We start from the raw sequence: 24,072 nt of genomic DNA, 5'->3' as shown, positions 1-24,072 counted from the left end.
ATGAATACACCAAAAATTAAATCATTCAAACAAATCATCCCCATGATTTATGCTTACACTACTCCAAATGATAGTTCTCATCAGGGATGGACCAAAATTGGGTACACAGAAAGTCAATCAGTAGAAGACCGGGTTAAACAACAAACGCATACGGCAGATGTAAAGGTCAAAATTCTTTGGAAGGGAAATGCACGCTATCAAGATGGGACGGATGAAGTCTTTACTGACCATGAATTTCATGAGTATTTAACTAATAAGAAAAAAGTCGAACGGAAGCCTAAAACAGAATGGTTCCATGTCGATGGCGATACATCTCACCAATATTTTTATAAATTTACTGAGCGTAATCTTAATGATGTTCAGGGAAATAGTGGCACTCAGTATGAACTCCGCCAAGAACAGCAACAAGCAGTTGAGCAGACGATGAACTACTTTTTGAAAAACGGAGCAAAAAGCGAATTTTTGTGGAATGCTAAACCTCGCTTTGGTAAGACTTTATCGACTTATGATCTGATACGGCGAATGAAGTTACAAAACGTTTTAGTGGTGACCAATCGTCCTAGTATTGCTAACTCATGGTTTGATGATTTTGACAAATTCATTGCTTGGCAAACCAACTACAAGTTTGTTAGTGAAACAGACGCTTTAAAGGATAGACCAGTTCTATCGCGAAATGAATTTTTAAATACAATTGCAGATGGTGGCAACTATGGGCAGATTACTTTTGAGAGTCTGCAAGGGCTTAAAGGATCTGTTCATTTTGGTGGGAGCCATGAAAAGCTTAAATGGATTAGGGACTTAGAATGGGACCTGTTAGTCATTGATGAGGCCCACGAAGGTGTCGATACATACAGGACGGATAAAGCTTTTGAAAAAATTAAGCGAAAGTATACCCTTCATTTGACTGGAACGCCGTTTAAAGCTTTAGCTAAAGGAAAGTTCGCAGCTGATCAAATCTATAACTGGTCCTATGCAGATGAACAAAAAGCCAAAGCAAGTTGGGATGAAACCCATGAAGATGGTAGCAACCCATACGCAGTTATGCCTCAGCTTAACATGTATACTTATCAGATATCAGCCATGATGGTAGACCAATTGAAAGCAGGTATCGAATTGGATGATGGGGATAAGGTTAACCCAGCTTTTGACTTAAATGAATTTTTCCGGACTAGAAACGGAAAGTTTGTATATGATGATGCAGTTGATCGTTTCCTGGATGCCTTGACCACCCAAGAAAAATATCCTTTTTCAACTCCTGAGTTACGGCAAGAACTAGCCCATACTTTCTGGCTTTTAAACCGGGTTAATAGCGCTAAAGCCCTCGCCAAAAAGTTAAAGCACCACCCAGTATTTAGTGAGTATCAAATTGTACTAGCAGCTGGTGACGGTCAACTTAAGGATGACCAGTTAAACGATAAACAACTCGCTAAGGCTAATGAAAAGTCCTTTGATAAAGTTCAAAAAGCGATTAAGAACTATGACAAAACAATCACCTTGAGTGTGGGACAATTGACTACCGGGGTAACAATTAAACCATGGTCTGGGGTATTAATGTTATCAAGTATGAAGAGCCCATCTGAATATATGCAGGCGGCTTTTCGTGCGCAAAACCCATACTCTTACAATCACAATGGTGTTTTGATGCGCAAACAAAACGCTTATGTTTTTGACTTTGATCCAACGCGGACATTAATTATTTTTGATGAGTTTGCTAATAATTTATTGGCAGAAACTGCCAACGGCAAGGGAACTGCAGCTGATCATGAAGAAAATATTCGCAAACTATTAAACTTTTTCCCAGTAATTGGAGAAGATGAAGAAGGCCGTATGGTTGAACTGGATGCCAAACAGGTAATGTCCATTCCACGGCGACTAAAGTCACAAGAAGTGGTTAAACGGGGCTTTATGAGTAATTTCCTCTTCACTAATATTGATCGTGTCTTTGGTGCACCTGCTGCTGTGCGGGAGATCCTGAAAGAATTGGTACCAACTAAGGAAGCTAACCCTAAGAAAGGTAATGCTACTCTGGAAAATGTTGACGATATAGCTGTCAATGACCAGGGTAAAGTTGACGTTCCAAATGAACGAGTAATTGGAAAGTTTAAGGATTTGTTTGGCGATAAGATTTATGCTGAGACGGGGCAACAAGTAGCCAATGATGTTAAAATGATGGATAAGTCAGACTTTGCGGCTGCCAGCAAGAAAATAGTTAAACAGCTGAATGATCAAGTTAATACTGAGGTGATTAACCGGGTTAGGCAGGAATATCGGCTTAAAAAGAAAGAAGCCGAGCGCTATCAAAAACAAATTAATAAGGAAAATGAGAAAAAATTCAACCGTATTGCTGATGAAATGAATAATCAGAAAAAGCTTGCTCAAACAGAACTCAAGACCCAAGAACAAGCTGTGCGCACAGATGAAGAACTGGCTAAAGTTCATCAAGAATACCAAGCTAAGATTGAAAACATTCTTGATGATTTCAATACTCAGGTTAATGAAGAAGTTCAAAAGACCGTCAAGGATACCCCAACTAGTGTAATTGAACGAGTTGAACGTCACCGCGAAGAACGCAAGGTTAAAGAAGTTGAAGATGACGTTCGGGCTCATCTACGGGGCTTTTCGCGCACTATTCCGAGCTTTATAATGGCTTATGGGGATGAAAACCTAACTTTACAAAACTTTGATGATTATACTGAAGACGATGTTTTTGCCGAAGTAACGGGAATAAGTGAAGAACAATTCCGTTTCTTACGGGATGGTGGTGATTATTTTGATGAAAAGACTAATACCAAGAAGCATTTTGAAGGCCATCTCTTTGATGAGGTTATTTTCAATGATTCAATTCAACAGTTCTTGGAGTTGCGAGATAAGTTGAGCAACTACTTTGATGAAAGTAGTAATGAAGACATTTTTGACTACATCCCCCCACAAAAGACTAATCAGATTTATACACCAAGGGCAGTGGTAAAGCGTATGGTAGATGATTTAGAAGCCAATAATCCGGGAATATTTGCTGATCCGAATAAGACATTCGCTGATCTTTATATGAAATCTGGTCTTTACATTACTGAAATAGTCAAACGTTTATTCAGAAATGAAACAATGAAGAAGTTGTATCCAAATGACCGTGATCGGATTACCCATATCATGTGTCACCAGGTGTACGGATTAGCGCCAACGCGTATTATTTATTTAATTGCAACTAATTATATTTTTGGCTTTGATGACGATCTCAGAGATTCAGTGCTTGGTAAGCACTTCAAGCAAATTGATGCTGCTAAGTATGCTAAAGAGGGTACCTTGCAAGATGTTATTCAGAAAGAGTTTGGGGGAGAATAGGGAATGGAAATTTCAGAATCAGGGCGTAGATTTTTAGAGATGCCTGCTGCGGCCTACTTTAGGCTTCCTAATCCAAATGTGTTTTATTGTAACAAAATTATAAAGAACCCTATGAAACATGTTGTGGGAGAGTATATAAAGCACAACAGAATAAAAATAGAGAAGCAAGCAGATAATCTGGGTAAGCAGATGCTGTCAAAAGTAGATTTTTTAGCAAAGAAAAATTGGACGTTTGATACTGAATTAGATATTCAGACGTTTAATTCGAAATCTGATACAGAAACTTTAGAATGGTTAGAGAAGTATTATACTGAGGATGATTATGTTCATGTGTTTGAAAGATTGGATACAATAATTGATTGTTTTAAGGAAAATTCAAGCGAGAGTGGATATTTAAAGCAGCTTTTGACAATAAAAAATTTGTTGAAAGATGATTTCAATAATTATTCTGTTTTGATGAGCTGCATGTTTAGTATTATAGAGTACAAGATTTTTCAAAGGATGGGGAAGATAGAAACCACTGATATTTTTAAACATGAAAAAGCTGTTAACATGGAAAATTCTATCACTAGTAGTGATAAAAATACACTGCTTATACTAATGTCTATTTCAGTGGCTACTAATCTATGTAATTTTTGGAGTTTTGGAAAGTTCGAAAATGGGATAGATTTTTCAAAATTTGGTAGGCATACAGTTCAACACGGGAGGATTAATCCTGATAGGTATAAACCCAGGCACATAGTACAATTAATTCTTTTGCTGCTGGGAATATGTTTAGATGAAAATCTCTTCTCCGATCCCGTATAAGGACGCTAAAACCTACCTGGCTAACCATGCTAAGTATCAGTGGTTTGACCTTTCACTTGATTTTTCCTTTGATGAAATGCGCCATTATTTATATAGCTCATCTGGATAAAAATTTTGCTGAAAAATAATAATTTAAACACATCTTACACAAGGATTGGTTAATTAGCGACCAATCCTTTTTTATGAAACATGTTCAAAATAAATATGAATACAAAAAGATCATAGTGAGGTTATCTTCTTCAGAACTAACTGTTCAAAGACTATCCCCACTATGATCATAATAGTTATTAGATATGTTTAGGCAAACGCCGCCATAGCCCCCACGAGAAATGCCAACAAATCAAAGATGATATGGCCGACTATCCCGGTCCACAGGCTATCCGTCTTGTACCACGCCAAATCAAACGGAATTCGTGTTAAACAGATCATTACTAACATTTGGAATAAATTCCAATTGTACGCATTATAATGCATCATCCCAAAGGCCAATGAAGAAACCAGCATCGCGATGATCCAAGCCGTCTTAGGTTGATAATGCTTCAAAGCCCACCATAAAACAGGGAATAAGAAACAAGCAGTAATTAGTTCTTCTCCGACAATGAAACAGCTAGGCGACTAAAGAGAGTTACTCGGCCCCACAAATCAAGGGGGACAAAGTGTTTGGCCGCCACATTTTCTGCCGCTGGTTGACCGAGCAGAAAACCTAAGTCCACTACGGCATAAGATAGAATATAGCTGACAACAATTGAGATTACTGTTGTCTTGAAAAAGGCTTCTTTAATAATTTATTTAAAACTAACGTAGCAACTTTTGCTCGTAAGTACGAATTTTTTGCTCAAAAAAATTAACCAATCTCCCTTGGTAAACATTAGCAATAATATTTTAATATGTTTAAACACTTAAATCTAAGGAGGGCTCTTATGGAAAAAGAAAGAACGTTAGCCGCTTTTGCGACGGTGATGCCAGCATTTGCAATTTTTCAAGATGCCCGGCGCCAGCAACTCATGACGGAGATTTGCTGTAAAGAAGAGTTGACAGTTAATGAGTTAACCGCGACGACATCCTTGTCCCGTCCGGCCGTTTCCCATCACTTGAAATTAATGCTCGATGCGGGTGTGATCAAGGTTCGCCAAGTTGGAGTTGAACGTCGTTACTCACCCAACTTAGTCCCGGTCATCGCCCAACTCAAGGAGTTAACAGCTGCCCTAGAAAGCTAAGCTGTTATTTTTTACCACTTTATGTTTAAAAGTTTAAACCTAAGAAAAAACGTGCGCGACAAATATGTTGAAGCTTACGGATATTAAAGTAACGATTATTAAGAAGAGGGAGGAATTTTTAATGAAGAAAATTTTAGTTGTCGAAACTAATCAAGCTACTTACGGACGCCGATCAGAGGCCACGGGTTTATGGTTGGGTGAAACGACGGAATTTGTTTTAGCGGTTCAAGCTGCCGGATACCAAGTGGACTATGTTAGTCCCAAGGGCGGTTATGTACCGCTAGATCCACGGAGTATGAAGTATGCTGACCAAGCAAGTATAAAACTTTATCAACAAACTTCCTTCCAGCAAATGGCTTTGGCGCATACTTTGGCCCCAGTGGAAGTTGATCCAGCAGCATATGTTGCGATTTACTATGCTGGTGGTCACGGAGTGATGTGGGATTTCCCTGCTAATCAAGGCTTACGCCAGATCGCAGAAGATATCTACCGACACGGTGGTTATATTAGCTCAGTGTGTCACGGAATCGCGGGACTATTAAATTTGCACCGTCCGGATGGAGAAAATTTATTGCAAGGCAAGCAAGTAACTGGTTTTACTACTGGCGAAGAAATCTTAGCCGGGAAACGGCGGATCGTACCGTTTCTTAACCAAGAGGCAGTATAAATTCGGGGCGGACATTTCGTTAAGAAGCGTCCGTATGCTTCCTTTGCTCTGCGTGATGGACGTTTAATTACTGGACAAAACCCATTTTCAGTCCGAGCGGTCGCCCAGGAATTACTGACAGCCTTGGCTTCTGCTCAGTAATGCTGGCAAAAGTAAGTGATGAACAGAAAAAGAAACCTTGAATAATCGTAAATTTTTTCCAATATCTCGCCCGCACCAGGGGAACCAGGGTATAATGAGTAATATCAATTATTTAAAGGTGAGGTTGCACGTAATGAACAAACGTCTTTTTTATCAACCCGATATTCCAACCAGCATTATCTGTTGGTCATTTACCTTAATCGTCTTTTTTATCAGTATGTTACTATGGTTGGAAATTACTGTTTTTCAGATTTGGACAGCCCTAGTTTTAGGCCTCTTTGTCATTCTAGTAGTTATTCAACTATGGCGTCGTTTCATTACGCTTGAAGATGATACCGTTGTTTTGCATACCTTGATCCCCCAAAACACTAAACGGATTAAGTTTGCCAAAATTCAGGCAGTGACAGTTCGGCGGGGGCAATTAATTCTCAAAACGCAGTTTCGGGAATATGGGGTCTTATTACGCAAAGCCGACCGTATCCAACTCCAGCAGTATTTAACAACTGTAATAAAGTAGGTGATAATGATGAAAAAAAGCCTTCCTGTTGCTGTCCTCATAGTGGGCATGATCGTTGCCTTGGATCAATGGGTCAAAACCTGGGTGCAAAGCAATATTGCTTTCAATCATGAACAACCACTTATTCCAGGAGTGATTGATTTGACCCACATTTGGAATTTTGGGGCTGCATGGAGCAGTTTTTCCGGTCAGCACCTCTTTTTTGTAATAATTTCAGTGCTCGCACTGGGGGTAATGGCATATGTTTTTATGAAGAAATACCAGAACTGGTGGTATGTTATCGGGCTCAGTCTTCTATGTGGGGGGACGCTAGGGAACTTTATTGACCGTTTAGGGCGGGGATATGTTGTTGATATGTTTGCCCTACGTTTCATTTCCTTCCCCATTTTCAATATTGCTGACATTGCCTTAACCCTGGGCGTGGTCGTAATACTATTTGCATTGTTAAAGGATGATTCACTAGCATGAAAGAGATTAAGATAACCGATCAAACCGGACGGTTAGACAAGGTACTGCCGGGTTTGCTACCTGAGTATTCCCGATCGCAACTGCAAAAACTGATTGCAGCAGAAAATATCAAAGTGAACGGGCAGGTGACTAAGCCTAAATATAAAGTCGAACCTGGGGATGTGGTGACCTTTGATGAACCAGAGATTCAAACATTGGAGGTTGAACCAGAAAACATCCCCCTCGATATTTACTACGAAGATGAAGATGTTATCGTTGTCAACAAGCCACAGGGAATGGTTGTCCACCCAGCTCCGGGCCACCCAGACCATACATTGGTCAATGCCTTGTTGTACCATTCGCCTCTCTCCACGATCAATGGCACTTATCGGCCGGGAATTGTCCATCGGATCGACAAGGATACTTCAGGTTTATTGATGGTGGCCAAAAACGACCAGGCTCACCGCAGTCTAGCGCATCAGTTGAAAGAAAAAACTAATATTCGCGAATATATCGCCCTTGTTCACGGCCGGATTAAACCTGACAAAGGAACGATCAACGCGCCGATTGGCCGTAGCAAGAAAGACCGCAAAAAACAAGCAATTATTGCTGAAGGGCGACCAGCAGTTACTCATTTTGAGGTTTTGAAACGGTACCAGCACTATACATTAGTTAAGTGCATTTTAGAGACCGGGCGTACCCACCAAATTCGGGTCCATATGAAGTATATCGACCATCCTTTGGCTGGTGACCCCCTATATGGGCCGCGAAAAACACTCCCGGGTGCAGGTCAGTTTCTGCATGCACAGAAGTTAGGTTTTAAGCATCCGCGGACTGGGGAGTTATTAACGTTTGAAGCACCACTACCAACTAATTTCCAGCAAACCTTGGAATTTCTTGACAAAACGGACAAGTTACAGTAGATTATGTATGATAGATATGCTTTTAAGTTAGTCCTGTGAGGCTAAGAAGGTAGAATCTTTAGTAACGGTAGACTTAGACTAGCTTGAGCTAGATCTAAGTAAATGTATTAAGATTAAACCACTTAGTTAAGCTTGACCTAACTAAGTGGTTTTTTGTTTTAAGGAGGACACAGTAATGGCAAAAGAAATTATCGACGCAATGGCGATGAAACGAGCATTAACACGGATGACATATGAAATCATCGAAAAAAACAAGGGGATTGAGGACATTGCCTTAGTTGGAATCAAAACGCGGGGGATCTACTTGGCTGAACGGATTGCCCAACGGTTGGAACAATTAGAAGATAAAAAGGTGCCCGTAGGTGTCTTAGACATCTCGCTATATCGTGATGACCGCCATGATCTCACAACTAAGAAAGACCCAGTTGTTAAAGAGTCACAATTTGGTTTTGATATTACTGACAAACACGTCATCTTAGTTGATGATGTTCTCTTTACTGGCCGGACCGTGCGGGCTGCTTTGGACGCCATCATGGATCAAGGGCGTCCTAAGAGCATCAACTTGGCGGTCTTGGTAGATCGGGGGCACCGTGAATTACCAATTCGGGCTGACTTCGTAGGGAAGAACGTTCCAACATCACTTAAAGAACAAATTTCCGTTAAGGTCGAAGAACTTGATGGTCAAGATGGAATTTTCCTAAAAGCTTTAAAAACCGAATAAAAGCAACGTTTTAATTGACTCCAGAGAGAGCGAAAAGTTGACACTGATGCTGGCATATGGTCAGTAGTCTCTTTAACTTGCCCTGGATAGTAATATTCAGGGCGTTATTTTTTAATAAGGAATAAGGGATGAGCATAATGAAGCAGGTAAAATTAACAAATTTTGTGAGCGTCGAAGGGTTGACCAATGATGAAGTGATGGCACTGATCACACGGGCAGAAGCATTCAAGCAGGGCAAAGCCCATTTGGAATTAGCAACTGATGTGTATGCAGCCAATCTTTTCTTTGAAAACTCCACCCGAACTAAATCAAGTTTTCAAATGGCTGAAAGCAAGCTGGGTATGAAGCAGATTGTCTTTGATCCCCAATCAAGTTCGGTGAAAAAAGGCGAAACGTTGTATGATACTTTACTAACTCTGAACGCAGTCGGAGTTGATCTTGCAGTAATCCGCCACCCACAAAACGAATATTATCAGGAATTGCTCAACTTGCCTGCAAATAGTCATCTCAATATTGGGGTGGTTAACGCAGGCGATGGTAGTGGTCAACACCCATCACAATGTCTCCTTGACCTGATGACCATTTATGAACACTTTGGACATTTTCAAGGGTTGAAGGTTGCTATCATCGGGGACTTAACCAATTCACGGGTGGCACGCAGTAACATGGAAATGCTCACTCAGCTGGGAGCTGAAGTTTACTTCTCGGGTCCCAAGTACTGGTTTACAGAAGAGTTTGAACATTACGGACAATATTTACCTGTTGATGACTTGGTTGACCAGATGAATGTCGTAATGCTCCTGCGGGTACAACATGAACGGCACCAAGATGATGCCAATGAAGCACAATTTGATGCTGCGCAATACCATGCTCAATACGGAATTAACCAAGCACGGTATGACCGCCTACAAGATGATGCGATCATCATGCACCCAGGTCCAATCAACCGGGGAGTCGAACTGGCATCAAACCTGGTCGAAGCACCTAAGTCAATGTTTTTCCAACAAATGCAAAATGGAGTTTTTGCCCGGATGGCAATGATTGAAGCTGTATTAAGAGGACGCAAATTAGGAGGGCTAAACTAATGAAAACTTTAATTAAAAACGGTCAAGTATTCTTGGCAGGCAAGCTAACTCAACAGGATATTCTTATCAAAGATGATCGAATCCAAGCAATCGGATCACACCTCGAACATTTGCGTTCAACTGACCGGGTGATTGATGCTAAGGGCAAATTAGTCAGCCCCGGTTTGATCGATGTGCACGTTCACTATCGGGAACCAGGACAAACTTACAAAGAGACAGTTGCGACTGGGTCGCAAGCAGCAGCTCACGGTGGGTTTACAACGGTAGGGGCAATGCCAAATGTAACGCCTGTACCCAATACACCGGAGTTATTCCAAGCTATGACTACTATCAACCATAAAGATGGGGTAGTTCACATTAAACAATATGCTCCGATTACAGTTGACCGGACAACCGATGAGTTAGTCGATTTCAAAGCTTTGAAAGCAGCAGGTGCCTTTGGCTTTTCCAATGATGGTAATGGTGTCCAAACAGCTGGAGTGATGTTCCAAGCTATGCAAGCTGCCGCCCAAGTAGGATTACCAATCGTTGCCCACGTTGAAGATGATTCTCTGAAAAATAACGGGGTAATGAATGCTGGCCCGCAAGCCGAAGCGTTGGGGGTCCCAGGGATTCCAAGCGTGTGTGAATCCTCACAGTTAGCACGGGACTTAATGTTAGCCCAAGCAACTGGGGTTCACTACCACGTCTGCCATGTTTCAACTAAAGAAAGTGTAGCTTTGATTCGGTGGGCTAAGCGGCAAGGGATCAATGTTACTTGTGAAGTAGCCCCACATCACCTCCTCTTGAGTGATGAACAAATCACTAAGGCAGATCCATATTACAAGATGAACCCGCCATTGCGGAGTGAGGCAGATCGCCAAGCATTAATCGCCGGACTTTTGGACGGAACAATTGACATGATCGCTACTGACCATGCACCACACAGTCGCGAAGAAAAACAAGGGGATATGCAAACGGCTGCTTTCGGGATCACTGGTAGTGAAACAGCATTTGCAACTCTGTATACAGCGTTTGTTAAGGAAGGTATCTTTACCTTAGAACAACTGTTGACTTGGATGACTAGCAAACCAGCTGAAATCTTCAAGTTAAACGATAGCGGTTCGTTATTGCCAGGGACAGTAGCCGATATTGCCATTTTTGACCTTGAAAATGAACATGTTTTAACGGAAGAAGAATACTTCTCCAAGGGGGTTAATACTCCATTTACAGGTATGAAAGTCTATGGCATGACTGCTATGACATTGGTTGCAGGAAACATTGCTTACTCGCGGGAGGAAAAATAGCATGAAACGTTACTTAATTTTAGAAGATGGGTCCGTTTATGAAGGGGAAGCTTTTGGTGCCCAGGAAGTAACCACTGGCGAGGTTGTCTTTACAACAGGGATGACCGGTTACCAAGAAGCCATCACGGACCAATCCTATGCTAATCAAATTTTGACTTTTACTAACCCGTTGATCGGTAACTATGGGGTTAATCTTGATGATTGTGAATCCCTCCAACCGCACTGTAAAGGGGTAATCTGTCGCGAAGTAGCGCGGGTTTCAAGTAATTGGCGCCAACAGGAAACGTTGCCTAAGTTTCTAGAACAAATGGGTATTCCCGGTTTGAAAGGAATCGATACTCGGGCTTTAACCAAGAAGTTACGGGTACACGGAACAATGAAGGGGAGCTTGATTAACAGCATGGATGATTACGAACATGCTTTTGATCAGTTAAAAGCAACTGTTATCAATAAAGATATCGTGAGTCAGGTATCAACTAGCAAACCATATCCTAACCCAGGCTCTAAGCGCAATGTTGTTTTGGTTGACTTTGGGGTTAAGCATAGTATTTTGCGGGAATTGGCAGAGCGTAACTGCAACACTATTGTGTTGCCATCTTCGGCCACTGCAGAAGAGATCCTCCAACTTCATCCAGATGGGGTGCTCCTCTCTAATGGCCCTGGCGATCCTAAGGATGTTCCCCATGCGATCGAGATGTGTCGTCAGATCCAAGAAAAGTTGCCTCTTTTTGGGATCTGTCTGGGACACCAAATTTTCTGCCTAGCTAACGGTGCGGATACTTACCATATGAAGTTTGGTCACCGGGGCTTTAACCACCCCGTACGGGAAATTGCAACAGGAAGAATCGCCTTTACCTCTCAAAATCACGGGTATGCGGTTGAACCAGATTCATTAAAAGATACTGATCTGATTGTCACCCATCAGGAAATCAATGACGGGACGATTGAAGGAGTAAGACACAAGTATTATCCGGCCTTCTCCGTTCAATTCCACCCCGACGCAGCTCCAGGACCACATGATGCGGTGGACCTCTTTGATGATTTCATGGATGCAATGGATAAGCGAAAGGAAGAGCAAAATGCCTAAGAGAACAGATGTACACAAAATTTTAGTTATCGGCTCAGGTCCCATCATCATTGGGCAAGCTGCGGAATTCGACTATTCTGGGACCCAAGCTTGCTTGGCGCTTAAAGAAGAGGGCTACCAAGTGGTTTTGGTTAACTCCAACCCAGCAACAATCATGACGGATACTGAGATTGCTGACAAAGTTTATATTGAACCATTGACTGTTGAATCAGTAGCGCGGATCATCCGCCAAGAATTACCGGACGCAATATTGCCAACTTTAGGGGGGCAAATTGCCTTAAACTTAGCTGTGGCCTTAGGCAAGAGTGGTATTCTTGATGAACTAAACATTCAATTGTTAGGGACTAAGTTAGCTTCCATTGACCAAGCTGAAGACCGTGAAAAGTTCAAGGAATTAATGAATGAACTACACGAACCAGTACCGGCTTCCAAAACTGTTAACACGGTTGCTGAAGCGGTCGCTTTTGCGGAACAAATTGGTTATCCAGTGATTGTCCGGCCAGCCTTTACAATGGGCGGTACTGGCGGTGGTATGTGTAATAACCGTGAAGAACTAGAAGAAATTGCGGCTAACGGGTTAGATCTTTCTCCTGCAACCCAATGTTTGATCGAAAAGAGTATCAAGGGCTATAAAGAAATTGAGTTCGAAGTAATGCGGGACTCAGCTGATAATGCAATGGTTGTTTGTTCGATGGAAAACTTCGATCCGGTGGGGATTCACACTGGGGATTCAATCGTTTTTGCGCCCACACAAACTTTGACTGATCGCGAATATCAAATGCTGCGGGATTGTTCTTTGAAGCTGATTCGGGCTTTGAAGATTGAAGGGGGCTGTAATGTTCAGCTGGCATTAGATCCCAATAGTTATACTTACAATGTCATCGAAGTTAATCCGCGGGTGTCCCGGTCTTCGGCCTTAGCATCCAAAGCAACGGGGTATCCAATTGCTAAAATGGCAGCGAAAATCGCTGTTGGTTTGACATTAGATGAAATCATCAACCCTGTTACTAAGACGACCTATGCTGAATTTGAACCAGCTCTGGATTATGTGGTTGCTAAGATTCCACGGTGGCCATTCGACAAGTTCTCTCGGGCCGACAGAACTTTGGGAACCCAAATGAAGGCTACGGGGGAAGTAATGGCAATTGGACGAAATGCCGAAGAAGCATTGCAAAAAGCAGTGCGGTCACTTGAAATTGACCAAAAAGACCTGTACTCCAAAGAAGCAGCCCAAGTTAGCGATGAAGTCTTGGAAAAGCGGCTGGTTTATGCACGGGATGACCGTTTGTTCTACTTGGCAGAGGCCTTCCGGCGTAACTATTCTTTAGAAGGTGTACATGAAATCACCAAGATTACGACCTATTTCTTGGACATTATCAAGCATATTGTCGAACTTGAAGAAGAAATTGCACATCATCCACAAGATCAGGATATTTTGCTGAAAGCAAAGCGGTACGGCTTTAGCGATGATTCTATCGCTCGCTTATGGGAAAGCACACCAGCAGCAGTCCGGGCAATGCGGAAAGAAGCAGCTATTCGACCAGTATATAAGATGGTTGATACTTGTGCAGCAGAGTTTGAATCTGCTACACCATACTTTTACAGTAGTTATGACCAAGAAAACGAAAGTATCAAGAGTGATAAACCATCGATTTTGGTCATCGGTTCAGGTCCAATTCGGATTGGACAAGGGGTTGAATTCGACTATGCGACCGTCCACAGTGTTAAAGCTATCCAACAAATGGGCTATGAAGCAATTGTCATGAATTCTAACCCAGAAACTGTTTCAACAGACTTCTCCATCTCTGACAAGCTATACTTTGAACCACTGACGTTAGAGGATGTTCTCAATGTGGTTGAGCTTGAACAACCAGAAGGAGTAATCGTTCAGTTCGGGGGGCAAACTGCGATTAACTTAGCTGCAGGCCTGGAAGAAAATGGGGTAAAAATCATCGGTACAACCGTTGCTGACTTGGACCGGGCAGAAGACCGGCAACTGTTCGATGAAGTGATCACTGAGTTAGGATTGAAGCAACCAATTGGGAAGACGGCAACCACTGAAGCGGGAGTAATAGCAGCCGCTGAAGAAATCGGCTATCCAGTATTAGTTCGGCCAAGTTACGTTTTAGGCGGACGGGCCATGGAAATTGTCAATAACCAACAAGAATTGGCTAACTATCTTAAAGAAAATACTGAAGTTGGTTTAGCTCACCCAATCTTAATTGACGCTTATCTCGAAGGACGCGAATGTGAAGTCGATGCGATCTGTGACGGAACTGATGTGCTCTTACCAGGGATCATGGAACATATCGAACACGCTGGGGTCCACTCTGGGGACTCGATGGCAGTTTACCCACCCCAGAGTTTCAATCAGGACGTAATTGACCAAATTGTCGCTGCAACTGAGAAATTAGCGGTTGCTCTCAAGTGCAAGGGGATCATGAATATCCAATTCATTATCCACGATGGCGAAGCTTATGTTCTTGAAGTTAACCCACGGGCTAGTCGTACAGTGCCATTCTTGAGCAAGATCACAGGGATCGAAATGGCACAAGTGGCCACTCGCGCCATTCTAGGACAATCCTTAAAAGAACAAGGGTTCAAGCCAGGCTTAGCCCCTGAATCATCATTGATCCATGTTAAGGCACCGGTATTCTCCTTTAGCAAGTTAGATGATGTTGATAGTTACCTAGGACCAGAAATGAAGTCGACAGGTGAAGTAATGGGGATGGACCAAACCTTTGCCAAGGCTCTATACAAAGCCTTTGCTGGTGCTAAGATGGCAGTGCCTGATGTGGGAAGCGTTCTGTTGACAATTGATGGCAAGGACAAAGAGCAAATCCTTCCATTAGCACGGCGGTTTAGAAATATTGGTTATCAAATCTTTGCTACGGCGGGGACAAGTGAATTTTTACGGGATAACGGTGTGCATGTTACTCCAGTTACTAAGATCCATGAAAATAATGCTGATCAGACCAATATCCTACGCTTATTAGAAGCAAACCAAGTGCAGTTAGTAATCAACACGATGGGGCATGACCATGAAGTGACATCCGATGGCTTTGTCATCCGGCAAACAGCAATTGAGCACAATATTCCACTGATTACTTCCTTAAATACTGCTGAAGCACTGTTGACCGCCTTGGAGGGTCGTTCTTTCACCACCCAGTCACTATAAGCCAGGAGGTACATGATGGTTAATGATTATGAGATGACAATCAGCGCACACCGCGAATTGGCACCAGGAATCTGGCGCTTAGAATTACAAGGTGACTTTGATTATGCAGGGGCCTTACCAGGGACTTTCGTTGAAGTGGAGATGCCAGATGAAGCTTATCAGTTGCGGCGTCCGTTTGCGATCGCAGACTGTGATAGTGAGCGACAAACATTGGCTTTGATTTACCGGGTTGTTGGTGCCGGAACAGAGCTGATGAGTCAGTTACACGAAGGTGCAACCCTCAAGCTCTTAGGGAGTCTGGGTAATGGTTTTCCGTTTGCTGATTTGGTTCCTGGACAAAGAACCCTTCTCGTTGGCGGGGGGACAGGTATTCCCCCTTTGCTATATTTGAGTAAGGTATTGCATGCGCGGGGAATTCAAGCGGATATTGCGGTTGGTTTTTTAAATCAAGAATCAATGTTTGCGACTGATGAATTACAACAATACGGAAACCTAGCAATCACGACTAATGATGGTTCGGTTGGTATTAAAGGGTTCGTTAGTGCAGTGTTAGACAATGAATGGAATGACAACCATTATGACCGGATTTATGCTTGTGGACCATTGGGCTTATTGATGAGTGTACAAAATCGTTATCCTGATGCTGATAACGTCTACTTGTCTTTGGAAAGTCGCATGGCCTGCGGTGTAGGTGCATGTGAAGGCTGTGTTGTTCCCGATAAGCAGGGAAAACTGAGTCTACGGGTCTGTGTTGAGGGTCCAGTTTTCAATAGTCAGGAGGTTCAATTAAGTGTCTGATACAAGATTAGCTGTTGAATTACCCGGTTTAAAACTTAAAAATCCGATTATGCCTGCTAGTGGGACTTTTGCTTTTGGTGATAGCAAGTATGCGCAGATGTATGATCTCAACCAGTTAGGGGCATTAATTACCAAAGCGGTAACATTGGAACCACGGGCAGGAAATGCTACTCCCCGAATTGCGGAGACTAAGTCCGGCGTCTTAAATGCAATTGGCCTACAAAATCCAGGTTTAAAAGTGGTCCTGGAAGAAAAATTGCCAGCATTACAAGCCAAGTATCCTGACCTACCGATCATTGCTAACGTTGCTGGTAGTACGGAAGAAGAATACGTTGCTGTTGCGCGGGCATTGTCTGAGTCGAAAATGTGCGCAGCTTTGGAACTTAACATCTCATGTCCTAATGTTAAGCACGGAGGGATGATGTTTGGGACTAACCCTGATGTGGCAGCAGAGCTGACCGCAGCGGTTAAAAAAGCCAGCTCAGTTCCTGTTTATGTCAAACTCTCTCCTAATGTGACGGATGTTAAAGAGATTGCCCAAGCAGTTGCCGATGCTGGGGCAGATGGATTAAGTATGATCAATACCCTATTAGGAATGCGACTTGATCTCAAGACCCGTAAGCCAGTCTTGGCCAACCAAACAGGGGGGCTTTCTGGTCCAGCAATTAAACCCATTGCGGTTCGTATGATTCGGGAAGTTGCAGCGGCAATTGACATTCCAATTATTGGGATGGGCGGAGTTGAAACAGCTGCGGACGCCTTAGAAATGATGATGGCAGGTGCTAGTGCAGTTGCGGTCGGAACGGCACATTTTCACGATCCATTAGTTTGTCCGCATATTATTGACGCTTTGCCGAAAACAATGGACCAATACCAGGTGTCAACCCTGCAAGAATTATGTAGTCAAACCGGACAGATGCTTCGGGGTGAGAAAGGATAAAAACTATCATGAAAATTGAACGACCAATTATTGCCTTGGATTTTCCCAATGCAGAGACGGCATACCGGTTCTTAGATCGTTTTCCAAAAGATGAACACTTATTCGTAAAAATCGGGATGGAGCTTTTTTATAGCGAAGGCCGAGCAGTAGTGGAGCGGGTGATTGGACGCGGACACGATGTTTTCTTGGACCTGAAATGCCATGACATTCCCCATACAGTAGCTAGTGCGATGCGGGTGATCGGACAAATGGGCGTAGCCTTGACCACCCTTCATGCTAGTGGTGGCCGGGAAATGATGCTGGCGGCCAAGGAGGGCTTGCTGGATGGAGCAGGAGGAAATAATGTTCCGCAGTTACTGGCGATTACCCAGTTGACCTCAACTGATGAGAATATGGTAGCAAATGAACAATTGGTGCGGGTTAATTTACAAGAAAGTGTTCGTAATTATGCACGTTTAGCCCAAAATTCCGGGATGGACGGGGTGGTCTGTTCTGCACAAGAAGCGGCCATGATTATGGAAGCAACTGCACCAGAATTTATGCGGATTACACCTGGAATCCGGATGGTGGGAAATGATCATGGGGATCAAAAACGAGTGATGACCCCAGATCAAGCAGCAGCCCAACATTCTTCCGGAATCGTAGTTGGACGTGCGATCACGCAAGCAGCAGATCCAGTAGCGGCTTACCGGCAAGTGATGCGCCTATGGAGAGGAGAAAGAGAATGAAAGAAGTAGCTAAAGATTTACTAAAAATTCAAGCAGTTAAATTATCTCCCGATGAACCATTTACGTGGGCAAGCGGGATCAAAAGCCCTATTTATTGTGACAACCGGCTGACTATCAGCTATCCGCAAGTTAGAACACAGATTGCTCAGGGCATTGCTGATCTGATTCGGACAAATTACCCAAAGGCAGAGGTAATTGCCGGAACTGCTACGGCAGGTATCCCGCATGCAGCTTGGATTGCGGCTGAACTCAACCTTCCGCTGGTTTATGTTCGTTCGAAGCCTAAGGACCACGGGCGTGGACGGCAGGTTGAAGGAGTACTACCCCAGGGAGCGAAGACGGTCGTTATTGATGATTTGTTCTCGACAGGTGGCAGTATCTTAAAGGCAGTTGCTGCAGCGCGCAAAGAGGGGGCCGATGTGATCGGAACTTGTGGGATCTTTAGCTATCAATTAGCAGCGCTGGATACTAACTTCCAGGAAGCAGGCTTGACCTACCATACACTGACTAATTATAGTGAATTGATTGATGTTGCTAATGAAGAAAACTACATCACAACTGAACAAAAGCAAGTGTTACAAGAATGGCGCCAAGATCCAGAAAACTGGGCATAGGATTTTATAACACAAATAAGAGATGTTCACTAACGTTTCGCGATGTGAGCATCTCTTATTTTTAATTGTTTTTCGAAAATATTTTTCTTTATTCAGCTTAATAATGAAAATAATTTGACAAAAATTTTAGTAGTGCTTATCATCAAAGGTGAAAATAATTACAAGGTAGGTGTATCCGATGGCAACCATTGCCGAATTAGCACTAACTAAAATTTACCCCCAGACAACTGTAAGTTTGGGGGGTGGCAGTAATGTTTATAAACTTGCACAGGTTCTCAAACAACACCCAGAATTGAAGTTGACCCTTGTTTCACCTTCTGAGTATACACGAATAGCATGCCAAGAATTAGGCTTAGCAGTGCGACCACTCAACGCAACTGAGCATGTTGCCGTTGCGTTTGATGGGTGTGACGCAGTAGACCAATCTTTGAATGCACTCAAGAGTAACGGTGGAATTCATACGGACGAGAAAATTTATGCCCAGGCAGCAGACCAATACATTTTGCTGGCAACGCCAGAGAAAGTAGGTCTTACTTTACCAAACACCGTCCAACTCTGCTTGGAAGTCATTCCAGCTGCTGTTCCTCAAGTATTAGACCGGTGTCGGCAGTTGGGGTTACAAGCGGTCCACCGACGGGACGAGGCGGTGGCTGCTTTTGCACGGACACCACGGGGTAATAGTTTAGTGGACGTTTATGCTTCTGATTGGCAAGCAATTGATACCATTAACATGCAACTAGTGAATTTTAATGGTGTGATCAGTAGTTCGTATTTTAAAGATGTGGTGACAGCAGTAATTACGTTGGATCAGCAGGGCAATGCAGTAGAAATTACGAAAGAGGCTTAAAATATGAAAAAATTAAATTGGGGAATTATTGGTGTTGGTTGGATTGCTCACGAAATGGCTGATGCCTTAAATCAGGTTAATGGGGAAATTTATGCGGCGACAGCACCAACTGCTGCTCATTTAGCAAAATTTGCCGCAGAAAAACATGTGTTGCATACCTATACTAATGCAGACGCGATGCTTAATGACCCGAACGTGGACGTAGTTTATATTGCTACGCCCCACACGTTTCACTATGAATATATTAAAAAGGCGCTTTTGGCGGGCAAACATGTTTTTTGTGAAAAAGCCATAACAGTTAATGCCCATCAGTTTGACGAGGTAGCAGCATTAGCCCGAAAGAAAAATCTGATCCTTAGCGAAGGCTTCACCCTTTACCATATGCCAATCTATAAGCAGGTAAAAGATCTGATCAATGCTGGTAAATTAGGCGAAATTCATATGATTCAAGTTAATTTTGGAAGCTTAAAGGATTATGACGTCAACAACCGCTTTTTCAGTAAGGAGCTTGCAGGAGGAGCTCTTTTGGACATCGGGGGCTATGCAACAGCGTTTGCACGGTATTTTATGGACGAGCAGCCTAATGCGGTGCAAACGATGGTAAAGTTCTTTGAAACAGGGGTGGATGAGCAATCAGGAATCATCATGAAAAACACCCGTGAGCAAATGGCGGTAATGGCTTTGTCGATGCGGGCTAAGCAGCCAAAGCGGGGTGTGGTTTCAGGAACGAAAGGTTATGTTGAAATCGACCAGTATCCGCGGGCAACAGAGGCTCAGATCACTTATACATCTAGTGCCCATGGAGAAACGCATACTACTTTGACTGCTGGTGTGAGTGCAGACGCTCTGGTATATGAAGTTCAAGATATGCAACGGTATATTGAGCAGGGGCATGATGATGGGGAATTAGCCTTATCGCATGATGTTGCACACCTGCTAGATAGTGTACGGACGGCGTGGGGAATGCGGTATCCGTTTGATAATAAGTAGGGAAAAATAAAAAGACTGGGCAGATCCAGTCCTCAGATAGTAGCGTTGTATTTTACAGATAGAGAATAAAATGACGACTGGAAGAAAATTATGTTTTCTTACCAGTCTTGTTTTTTGTTCTTTAATACCTTCAGATACTGCGAAGATTATTTTCCGCTTACCTTATATTTTGGCATCAGAAATTAAAGCTTCATGTGTTTTTATGTGTTCACGCCGAGTTTCATCATCTGCGATCAAAAGTAGGAAGATTGCTTCAATAACAGTGGCAGCGGCAATCCTAGAAAAATAATATTCCGACTGGAATACTTTTTGACGTACAGCGGTCTGTAAATGAAGGTTTGCTTCTAGTGCGATAGGCGAATCATCGCGATTAGTGATGGCTAACACCCGGATATGCTTTTTCTGGGCTTCTTTAATTTGCTTCAGTAAGCGGAGAGCCTCACCTGAATTCGAAATGACAATGATCAAGTCATGCGGTGACATATTTAGAGTCTGGGCAATGCTAGTTTCCCATGAATCAGCAGTAATTGCTAAGAAGCCTAGCTGGTTGAGCTTATATGCTGCGTCAATGGCAACAGGAACAGTATCGCCTTCCGCAATAATTTGGATGAGCCGAGCTTCTTTGATCCAGGACAATACTTGTTCAATCGTAGCGGTTGCGATAGGTGCCAGAGTGTTTTTCACTTCGGCAACCTTATTAGCAGAAATACTAGCCAATGCTTTTTGGATATTATCTGCGTTGACCTGCTGGTAATAATTAGTTTGATCATTGGCAGCTTTGGCAAGTTCGATTTTTAACTGGTGGAACCCCGTCAAGGCCAGACTTTTACAAAAGCGGGTTACCGAGGCGTCACTAACCGCCGCTAGCCGGGCTAATTGAGAAATAGTAAAGTCCACAGCCCGAGCGGGGTCTTCCAATAAAACCTGCGCAATCTTTTGGTCTGTTGGACGCATCCCAGCTAGTTTGCTGTAGATTACATTGATGATATTTTGATCGTTCATTTGCGTCCTCCTGGTAAATATCTATTTTTAATTATACCGCCTAAGACTTGATAGCTACAATAATAAACGGTTAGGGAAGGATAAAAGGGGAGGGCAAACTGAGACTACTGCTATGAATACCAATAAGTATTTTTCCTAAAGTATTTACTTAGATCTTAATGAGCACGGTTTCATAACAAAGGAGCAATTATGCCCTCAAGAAGTGAATTAACTTTAAAATATTTTTGAGATGTTGTAAAATATTTTAAGAAGCATAAGGGATTATTTATACCTGTTTGACTAATTTTTGTGAAGAAGGATGTAGTTATGAAAACTAAACAAGAGAAGATTTTTTCTTCAAAAACATTGAGCTATTTTCTCCAATTAGCCGAAACGATGAACTATACGCAAGCAGCGCAGATTCTGGGAATCACTCAGCCGGCATTAACACAACAAATCAAAAAATTGGAGCGAACTGTTGGTGCGCCGTTGTTCTATTCTGTCGGCAAAAAGTTACATTTATCTGATGCTGGATATACGATGCTGGATGCTACCCATAGAATTTACGAAATTCTCAATGAGGCCTCTGATGAGATCCAACAATCAACTAGTGCGACGCACGGTGACATCAAAGTAGGGATTTTGGCTTCCATTGAAGACAGCGTCTTGACAGATTTTGGGGTGCAATACTTCCAGAAAAACTCAGGTATTAAGTTAACCACGTACATGTTGACCCGTAAAGAAGTGTGGGAAGGTCTCAAAAATAACACCATTGATATGGCGATTATGTACCTTCCAGACGATTCTATTAAAAATTGGAAACCATATAAGACCAGAAAGATCATTACTGAAGAGCTGCTCTTTGTTCATCAAAATCCTAAACTGGAAAAACGTAAGAAGATTCGGCTCAAGGATACCCTTGACCATGAATGGGTAACTTACCCACCGAATTATTACTTGAGTGAACTGGGCAAAGAAGCCTACAAGAATGCGATGATCGATGAACCGCAGAGTGTAGCTCATTTTGCCACACCGACTCAGATCTACCGCTTTGCTAAACGGACTGGTGCCTATGCTGTTCTACCACAGTCTTTCATCTTGGCGCATAAGCAAGATGAGCACATCCATACTGCTGAACTAGATCCTGAGATTAAGTTTGACTTGGCATTTGTCTTCCGTAAGGGTAAGGACCAAATTCCAAGAATCGCTAATTTCTTAAAGGCTTTTGACAATTACCTAACAGAAAAAGACTATGTCAGTCGCTTGAAAGACATTAACCAAGCGGACAACGAATAGCGGATTCTACGGTAAGAATACTTGCTAAAAATGGGTACTTTGCGTATTATTAATTATTAGAAAGAACTTCTTAAATTAAAAAATGATTAGTTGGGAAGTTGTATTTTACTTAGATGGGAGATTTTTTCATGAAGGAATTAGTTTTCGGACATAAGAATCCTGATACTGATGCCATCGTTGCTGCGAAGGCATATTCATATTTACAAAATCAATTAGGGGCAGATACTGAAGCAGTTGCCTTGGGGACACCAAATGACGAAACTGCTTTCGTATTGGACTACTTTAACGAAGACCAACCACGGGTTGTGTCAACCGTTAAAAATGAAGTTGAAGCAGTAATGTTGGTTGACCACAACGAACCACAACAAAGTGCGGATGATATTGCTGATGTAGTGGTAACTAATGTGATCGACCACCACCGGATTGCTAACTTCAACACAGCTGCACCATTGTACTACCATGCAGAACCAGTTGGCTGCACTAGTACCATTATTTTTAACGAATTCAAACAACGGGGAGTAGCTGTTCCTGAAAAGCTGGCCGGCTTGATGTTATCAGCAATCATTTCTGATACTTTACTGCTCAAGTCCCCAACTACAACTGACCAAGATGTTGCTGCAGTTAAGGAATTAGCTGCTTTAGCCCATGTTGACTATGAAGACTATGGTATGAAGATGCTCAAAGCTGGGACGAAGTTAGATGATAAGACAGAAGAAGAACTAATCACTAGCGATGCTAAGACCTTCGAAATGGGTGGCAAGTCTGTACGTGTTGATCAAGTTAATACTGTTGACTTAGATGACGTCTTTGCTCGTGAAGATAAGTTGGTAGCAGCTATCAAGCAACAAAATGCTAGTGAAGGCTACGACCTGTTCTTACTGATGGTTACAGACATTTTGAACTCTAACACACGCTTGTTAGTAGTTGGTGAACCAACTGATGTTGTTGAAAAGGCCTTTGGTAAGGAATTAGTTGCTGGTAAGATGGACTTGCCAGGTGTTGTTTCCCGTAAGAAGCAAGTTGTTCCACCAATGCAAGAAGCTTTCAACTAAGATTAGTAGTAAAAGATCGGTTTTTACCGGTCTTTTTATTTTGCTCGTCTTTTAATAAAAACTTTTTAAGTATGGTAGATTGCAATAAATAACTTGAACAAATTTAATGACGCAGATTAAGCAAAAAGATCTCAATTGGAGTTCGCCAGTTCAAACATTTGAGTGGCCGTGAATTCAGATACCAGTTAATCTGAATCAATTCATCATCACTAATCTCTTCAATTGGCTGACCCTTAGGAATAAATCGCCGTAACACTCGATTACGATTCTCATTACTACCACGTTCATGCGGAGAATAAGCATGGGCAAAGTACAACGGCACGCCGGTATTTTTCTCAATTGATTGGTAGTTGGCGAACTCTTTCCCGTGATCAACCGTCAGTGTCTTGAGATTAGTTCCTAATTGATTAG

Annotated in this window: 22 protein-coding genes and 1 pseudogene; 20 read left to right on the top strand and 3 right to left on the bottom strand. The window is 42.5% G+C overall.

From position 1 onward, the window contains the following. On the top strand, window positions 1-3,339 hold the full coding sequence (locus G541_RS0104175) for a DEAD/DEAH box helicase family protein (RefSeq protein WP_027826593.1): 3,339 nt from the start codon (window positions 1-3) through the stop codon (window positions 3,337-3,339). A gap of 3 nt (window positions 3,340-3,342) precedes the next feature. Continuing rightward, window positions 3,343-4,146: a hypothetical protein gene (locus G541_RS0104170; protein WP_027826592.1), complete on the top strand. Its 804-nt coding sequence runs from the start codon at window positions 3,343-3,345 to the stop codon at window positions 4,144-4,146. A gap of 297 nt (window positions 4,147-4,443) precedes the next feature. Here the strand turns inward: G541_RS0104170 and G541_RS09370 are convergent, their stop codons facing one another. Beyond that, on the bottom strand, window positions 4,444-4,746 hold the full coding sequence (locus tag G541_RS09370) for a CPBP family intramembrane glutamic endopeptidase (RefSeq protein WP_081654779.1): 303 nt from the start codon (window positions 4,744-4,746) through the stop codon (window positions 4,444-4,446). Between the two features lie 320 nt (window positions 4,747-5,066). Here G541_RS09370 and G541_RS0104160 point away from each other — a divergent pair, with 320 nt between their 5' ends. The 16 genes and pseudogenes from G541_RS0104160 (at window position 5,067) to G541_RS0104085 (ending at window position 20,332) form a co-directional block, all read left to right on the top strand. Further along, window positions 5,067-5,363, top strand: a complete 297-nt coding sequence (locus tag G541_RS0104160; protein ID WP_027826590.1) for an ArsR/SmtB family transcription factor — start codon at window positions 5,067-5,069, stop codon at window positions 5,361-5,363. Window positions 5,364-5,484: 121 nt separating this feature from the next. Then, window positions 5,485-6,171: pseudogene (locus G541_RS09365) on the top strand (type 1 glutamine amidotransferase domain-containing protein). A gap of 133 nt (window positions 6,172-6,304) precedes the next feature. Then, window positions 6,305-6,688 (top strand): EbsA family protein, encoded by a 384-nt coding sequence (locus tag G541_RS0104150; protein WP_009554448.1) that lies wholly within the window; start codon window positions 6,305-6,307, stop codon window positions 6,686-6,688. 6 nt (window positions 6,689-6,694) lie between these two features. Beyond that, entirely contained in the window at window positions 6,695-7,156 is a 462-nt protein-coding gene (lspA, locus tag G541_RS0104145) for a signal peptidase II (protein WP_027826589.1), read from the top strand. Beyond that, window positions 7,153-8,058: an RluA family pseudouridine synthase gene (locus G541_RS0104140; RefSeq protein ID WP_009554444.1), complete on the top strand. Its 906-nt coding sequence runs from the start codon at window positions 7,153-7,155 to the stop codon at window positions 8,056-8,058. Before lspA ends, G541_RS0104140 begins: the two co-directional genes overlap by 4 nt. Window positions 8,059-8,233: 175 nt before the next feature. Continuing rightward, entirely contained in the window at window positions 8,234-8,779 is a 546-nt protein-coding gene (gene pyrR / locus G541_RS0104135) for a bifunctional pyr operon transcriptional regulator/uracil phosphoribosyltransferase PyrR (RefSeq protein ID WP_027826588.1), read from the top strand. A 128-nt stretch (window positions 8,780-8,907) separates the two neighbouring features. Further along, complete coding sequence (locus G541_RS0104130; RefSeq protein WP_027826587.1) at window positions 8,908-9,864, top strand: aspartate carbamoyltransferase catalytic subunit; 957 nt, start codon at window positions 8,908-8,910, stop codon at window positions 9,862-9,864. Then, on the top strand, window positions 9,864-11,150 hold the full coding sequence (locus tag G541_RS0104125; RefSeq protein ID WP_027826586.1) for a dihydroorotase: 1,287 nt from the start codon (window positions 9,864-9,866) through the stop codon (window positions 11,148-11,150). The genes G541_RS0104130 and G541_RS0104125 overlap by 1 nt, the downstream gene beginning before the upstream one ends. Before the next feature lies 1 nt (window position 11,151). Beyond that, the gene (locus G541_RS0104120; RefSeq protein WP_027826585.1) at window positions 11,152-12,237 is read left to right on the top strand and encodes a carbamoyl phosphate synthase small subunit; all 1,086 of its coding nucleotides are present in this window, start codon (window positions 11,152-11,154) and stop codon (window positions 12,235-12,237) included. Then, window positions 12,230-15,415 (top strand): carbamoyl-phosphate synthase large subunit, encoded by a 3,186-nt coding sequence (gene carB / locus G541_RS0104115; RefSeq protein ID WP_027826584.1) that lies wholly within the window; start codon window positions 12,230-12,232, stop codon window positions 15,413-15,415. Before G541_RS0104120 ends, carB begins: the two co-directional genes overlap by 8 nt. A gap of 15 nt (window positions 15,416-15,430) precedes the next feature. After that, window positions 15,431-16,213 (top strand): dihydroorotate dehydrogenase electron transfer subunit, encoded by a 783-nt coding sequence (locus tag G541_RS0104110; protein ID WP_051174556.1) that lies wholly within the window; start codon window positions 15,431-15,433, stop codon window positions 16,211-16,213. Next, complete coding sequence (locus tag G541_RS0104105; protein WP_027826582.1) at window positions 16,206-17,153, top strand: dihydroorotate dehydrogenase; 948 nt, start codon at window positions 16,206-16,208, stop codon at window positions 17,151-17,153. The genes G541_RS0104110 and G541_RS0104105 overlap by 8 nt, the downstream gene beginning before the upstream one ends. An 8-nt stretch (window positions 17,154-17,161) precedes the next feature. Next, window positions 17,162-17,881: an orotidine-5'-phosphate decarboxylase gene (gene pyrF / locus G541_RS0104100; protein ID WP_027826581.1), complete on the top strand. Its 720-nt coding sequence runs from the start codon at window positions 17,162-17,164 to the stop codon at window positions 17,879-17,881. Then, the gene (gene pyrE / locus G541_RS0104095) at window positions 17,878-18,495 is read left to right on the top strand and encodes an orotate phosphoribosyltransferase (protein ID WP_027826580.1); all 618 of its coding nucleotides are present in this window, start codon (window positions 17,878-17,880) and stop codon (window positions 18,493-18,495) included. The genes pyrF and pyrE overlap by 4 nt, the downstream gene beginning before the upstream one ends. Before the next feature lie 178 nt (window positions 18,496-18,673). Further along, window positions 18,674-19,342, top strand: coding sequence for a ribose-5-phosphate isomerase A (locus G541_RS0104090; RefSeq protein WP_027826579.1), 669 nt, complete (start codon window positions 18,674-18,676; stop codon window positions 19,340-19,342). Window positions 19,343-19,345: 3 nt separating this feature from the next. After that, window positions 19,346-20,332: a Gfo/Idh/MocA family protein gene (locus G541_RS0104085; protein WP_027826578.1), complete on the top strand. Its 987-nt coding sequence runs from the start codon at window positions 19,346-19,348 to the stop codon at window positions 20,330-20,332. Between the two features lie 162 nt (window positions 20,333-20,494). On the opposite strand, the gene G541_RS0104080 is transcribed toward G541_RS0104085, so the two are convergent. Continuing rightward, entirely contained in the window at window positions 20,495-21,334 is an 840-nt protein-coding gene (locus G541_RS0104080) for a MurR/RpiR family transcriptional regulator (protein WP_027826577.1), read from the bottom strand. A gap of 306 nt (window positions 21,335-21,640) precedes the next feature. Between G541_RS0104080 and G541_RS0104075 the strand changes: the two genes are divergently transcribed. Together G541_RS0104075 and G541_RS0104070 are read left to right on the top strand one after the other, a co-directional pair. Then, the gene (locus G541_RS0104075) at window positions 21,641-22,609 is read left to right on the top strand and encodes a LysR family transcriptional regulator (protein WP_009554421.1); all 969 of its coding nucleotides are present in this window, start codon (window positions 21,641-21,643) and stop codon (window positions 22,607-22,609) included. Between the two features lie 128 nt (window positions 22,610-22,737). Continuing rightward, the gene (locus tag G541_RS0104070) at window positions 22,738-23,661 is read left to right on the top strand and encodes a manganese-dependent inorganic pyrophosphatase (protein ID WP_027826576.1); all 924 of its coding nucleotides are present in this window, start codon (window positions 22,738-22,740) and stop codon (window positions 23,659-23,661) included. 103 nt (window positions 23,662-23,764) lie between these two features. Here G541_RS0104070 and G541_RS09360 read toward each other — a convergent pair. Further along, on the bottom strand, window positions 23,765-24,072 hold a 308-nt coding region (locus G541_RS09360), incomplete at its 5' end, for an IS30 family transposase (RefSeq protein ID WP_027826262.1).

This window comes from Ligilactobacillus saerimneri DSM 16049 (assembly GCF_000423265.1).
GTDB classification, from domain to species: domain Bacteria; phylum Bacillota; class Bacilli; order Lactobacillales; family Lactobacillaceae; genus Ligilactobacillus; species Ligilactobacillus saerimneri.
The sequence above is the reverse complement of the archived record's forward strand: the minus strand, read 5'-3'. Positions and strand labels throughout refer to the sequence as shown.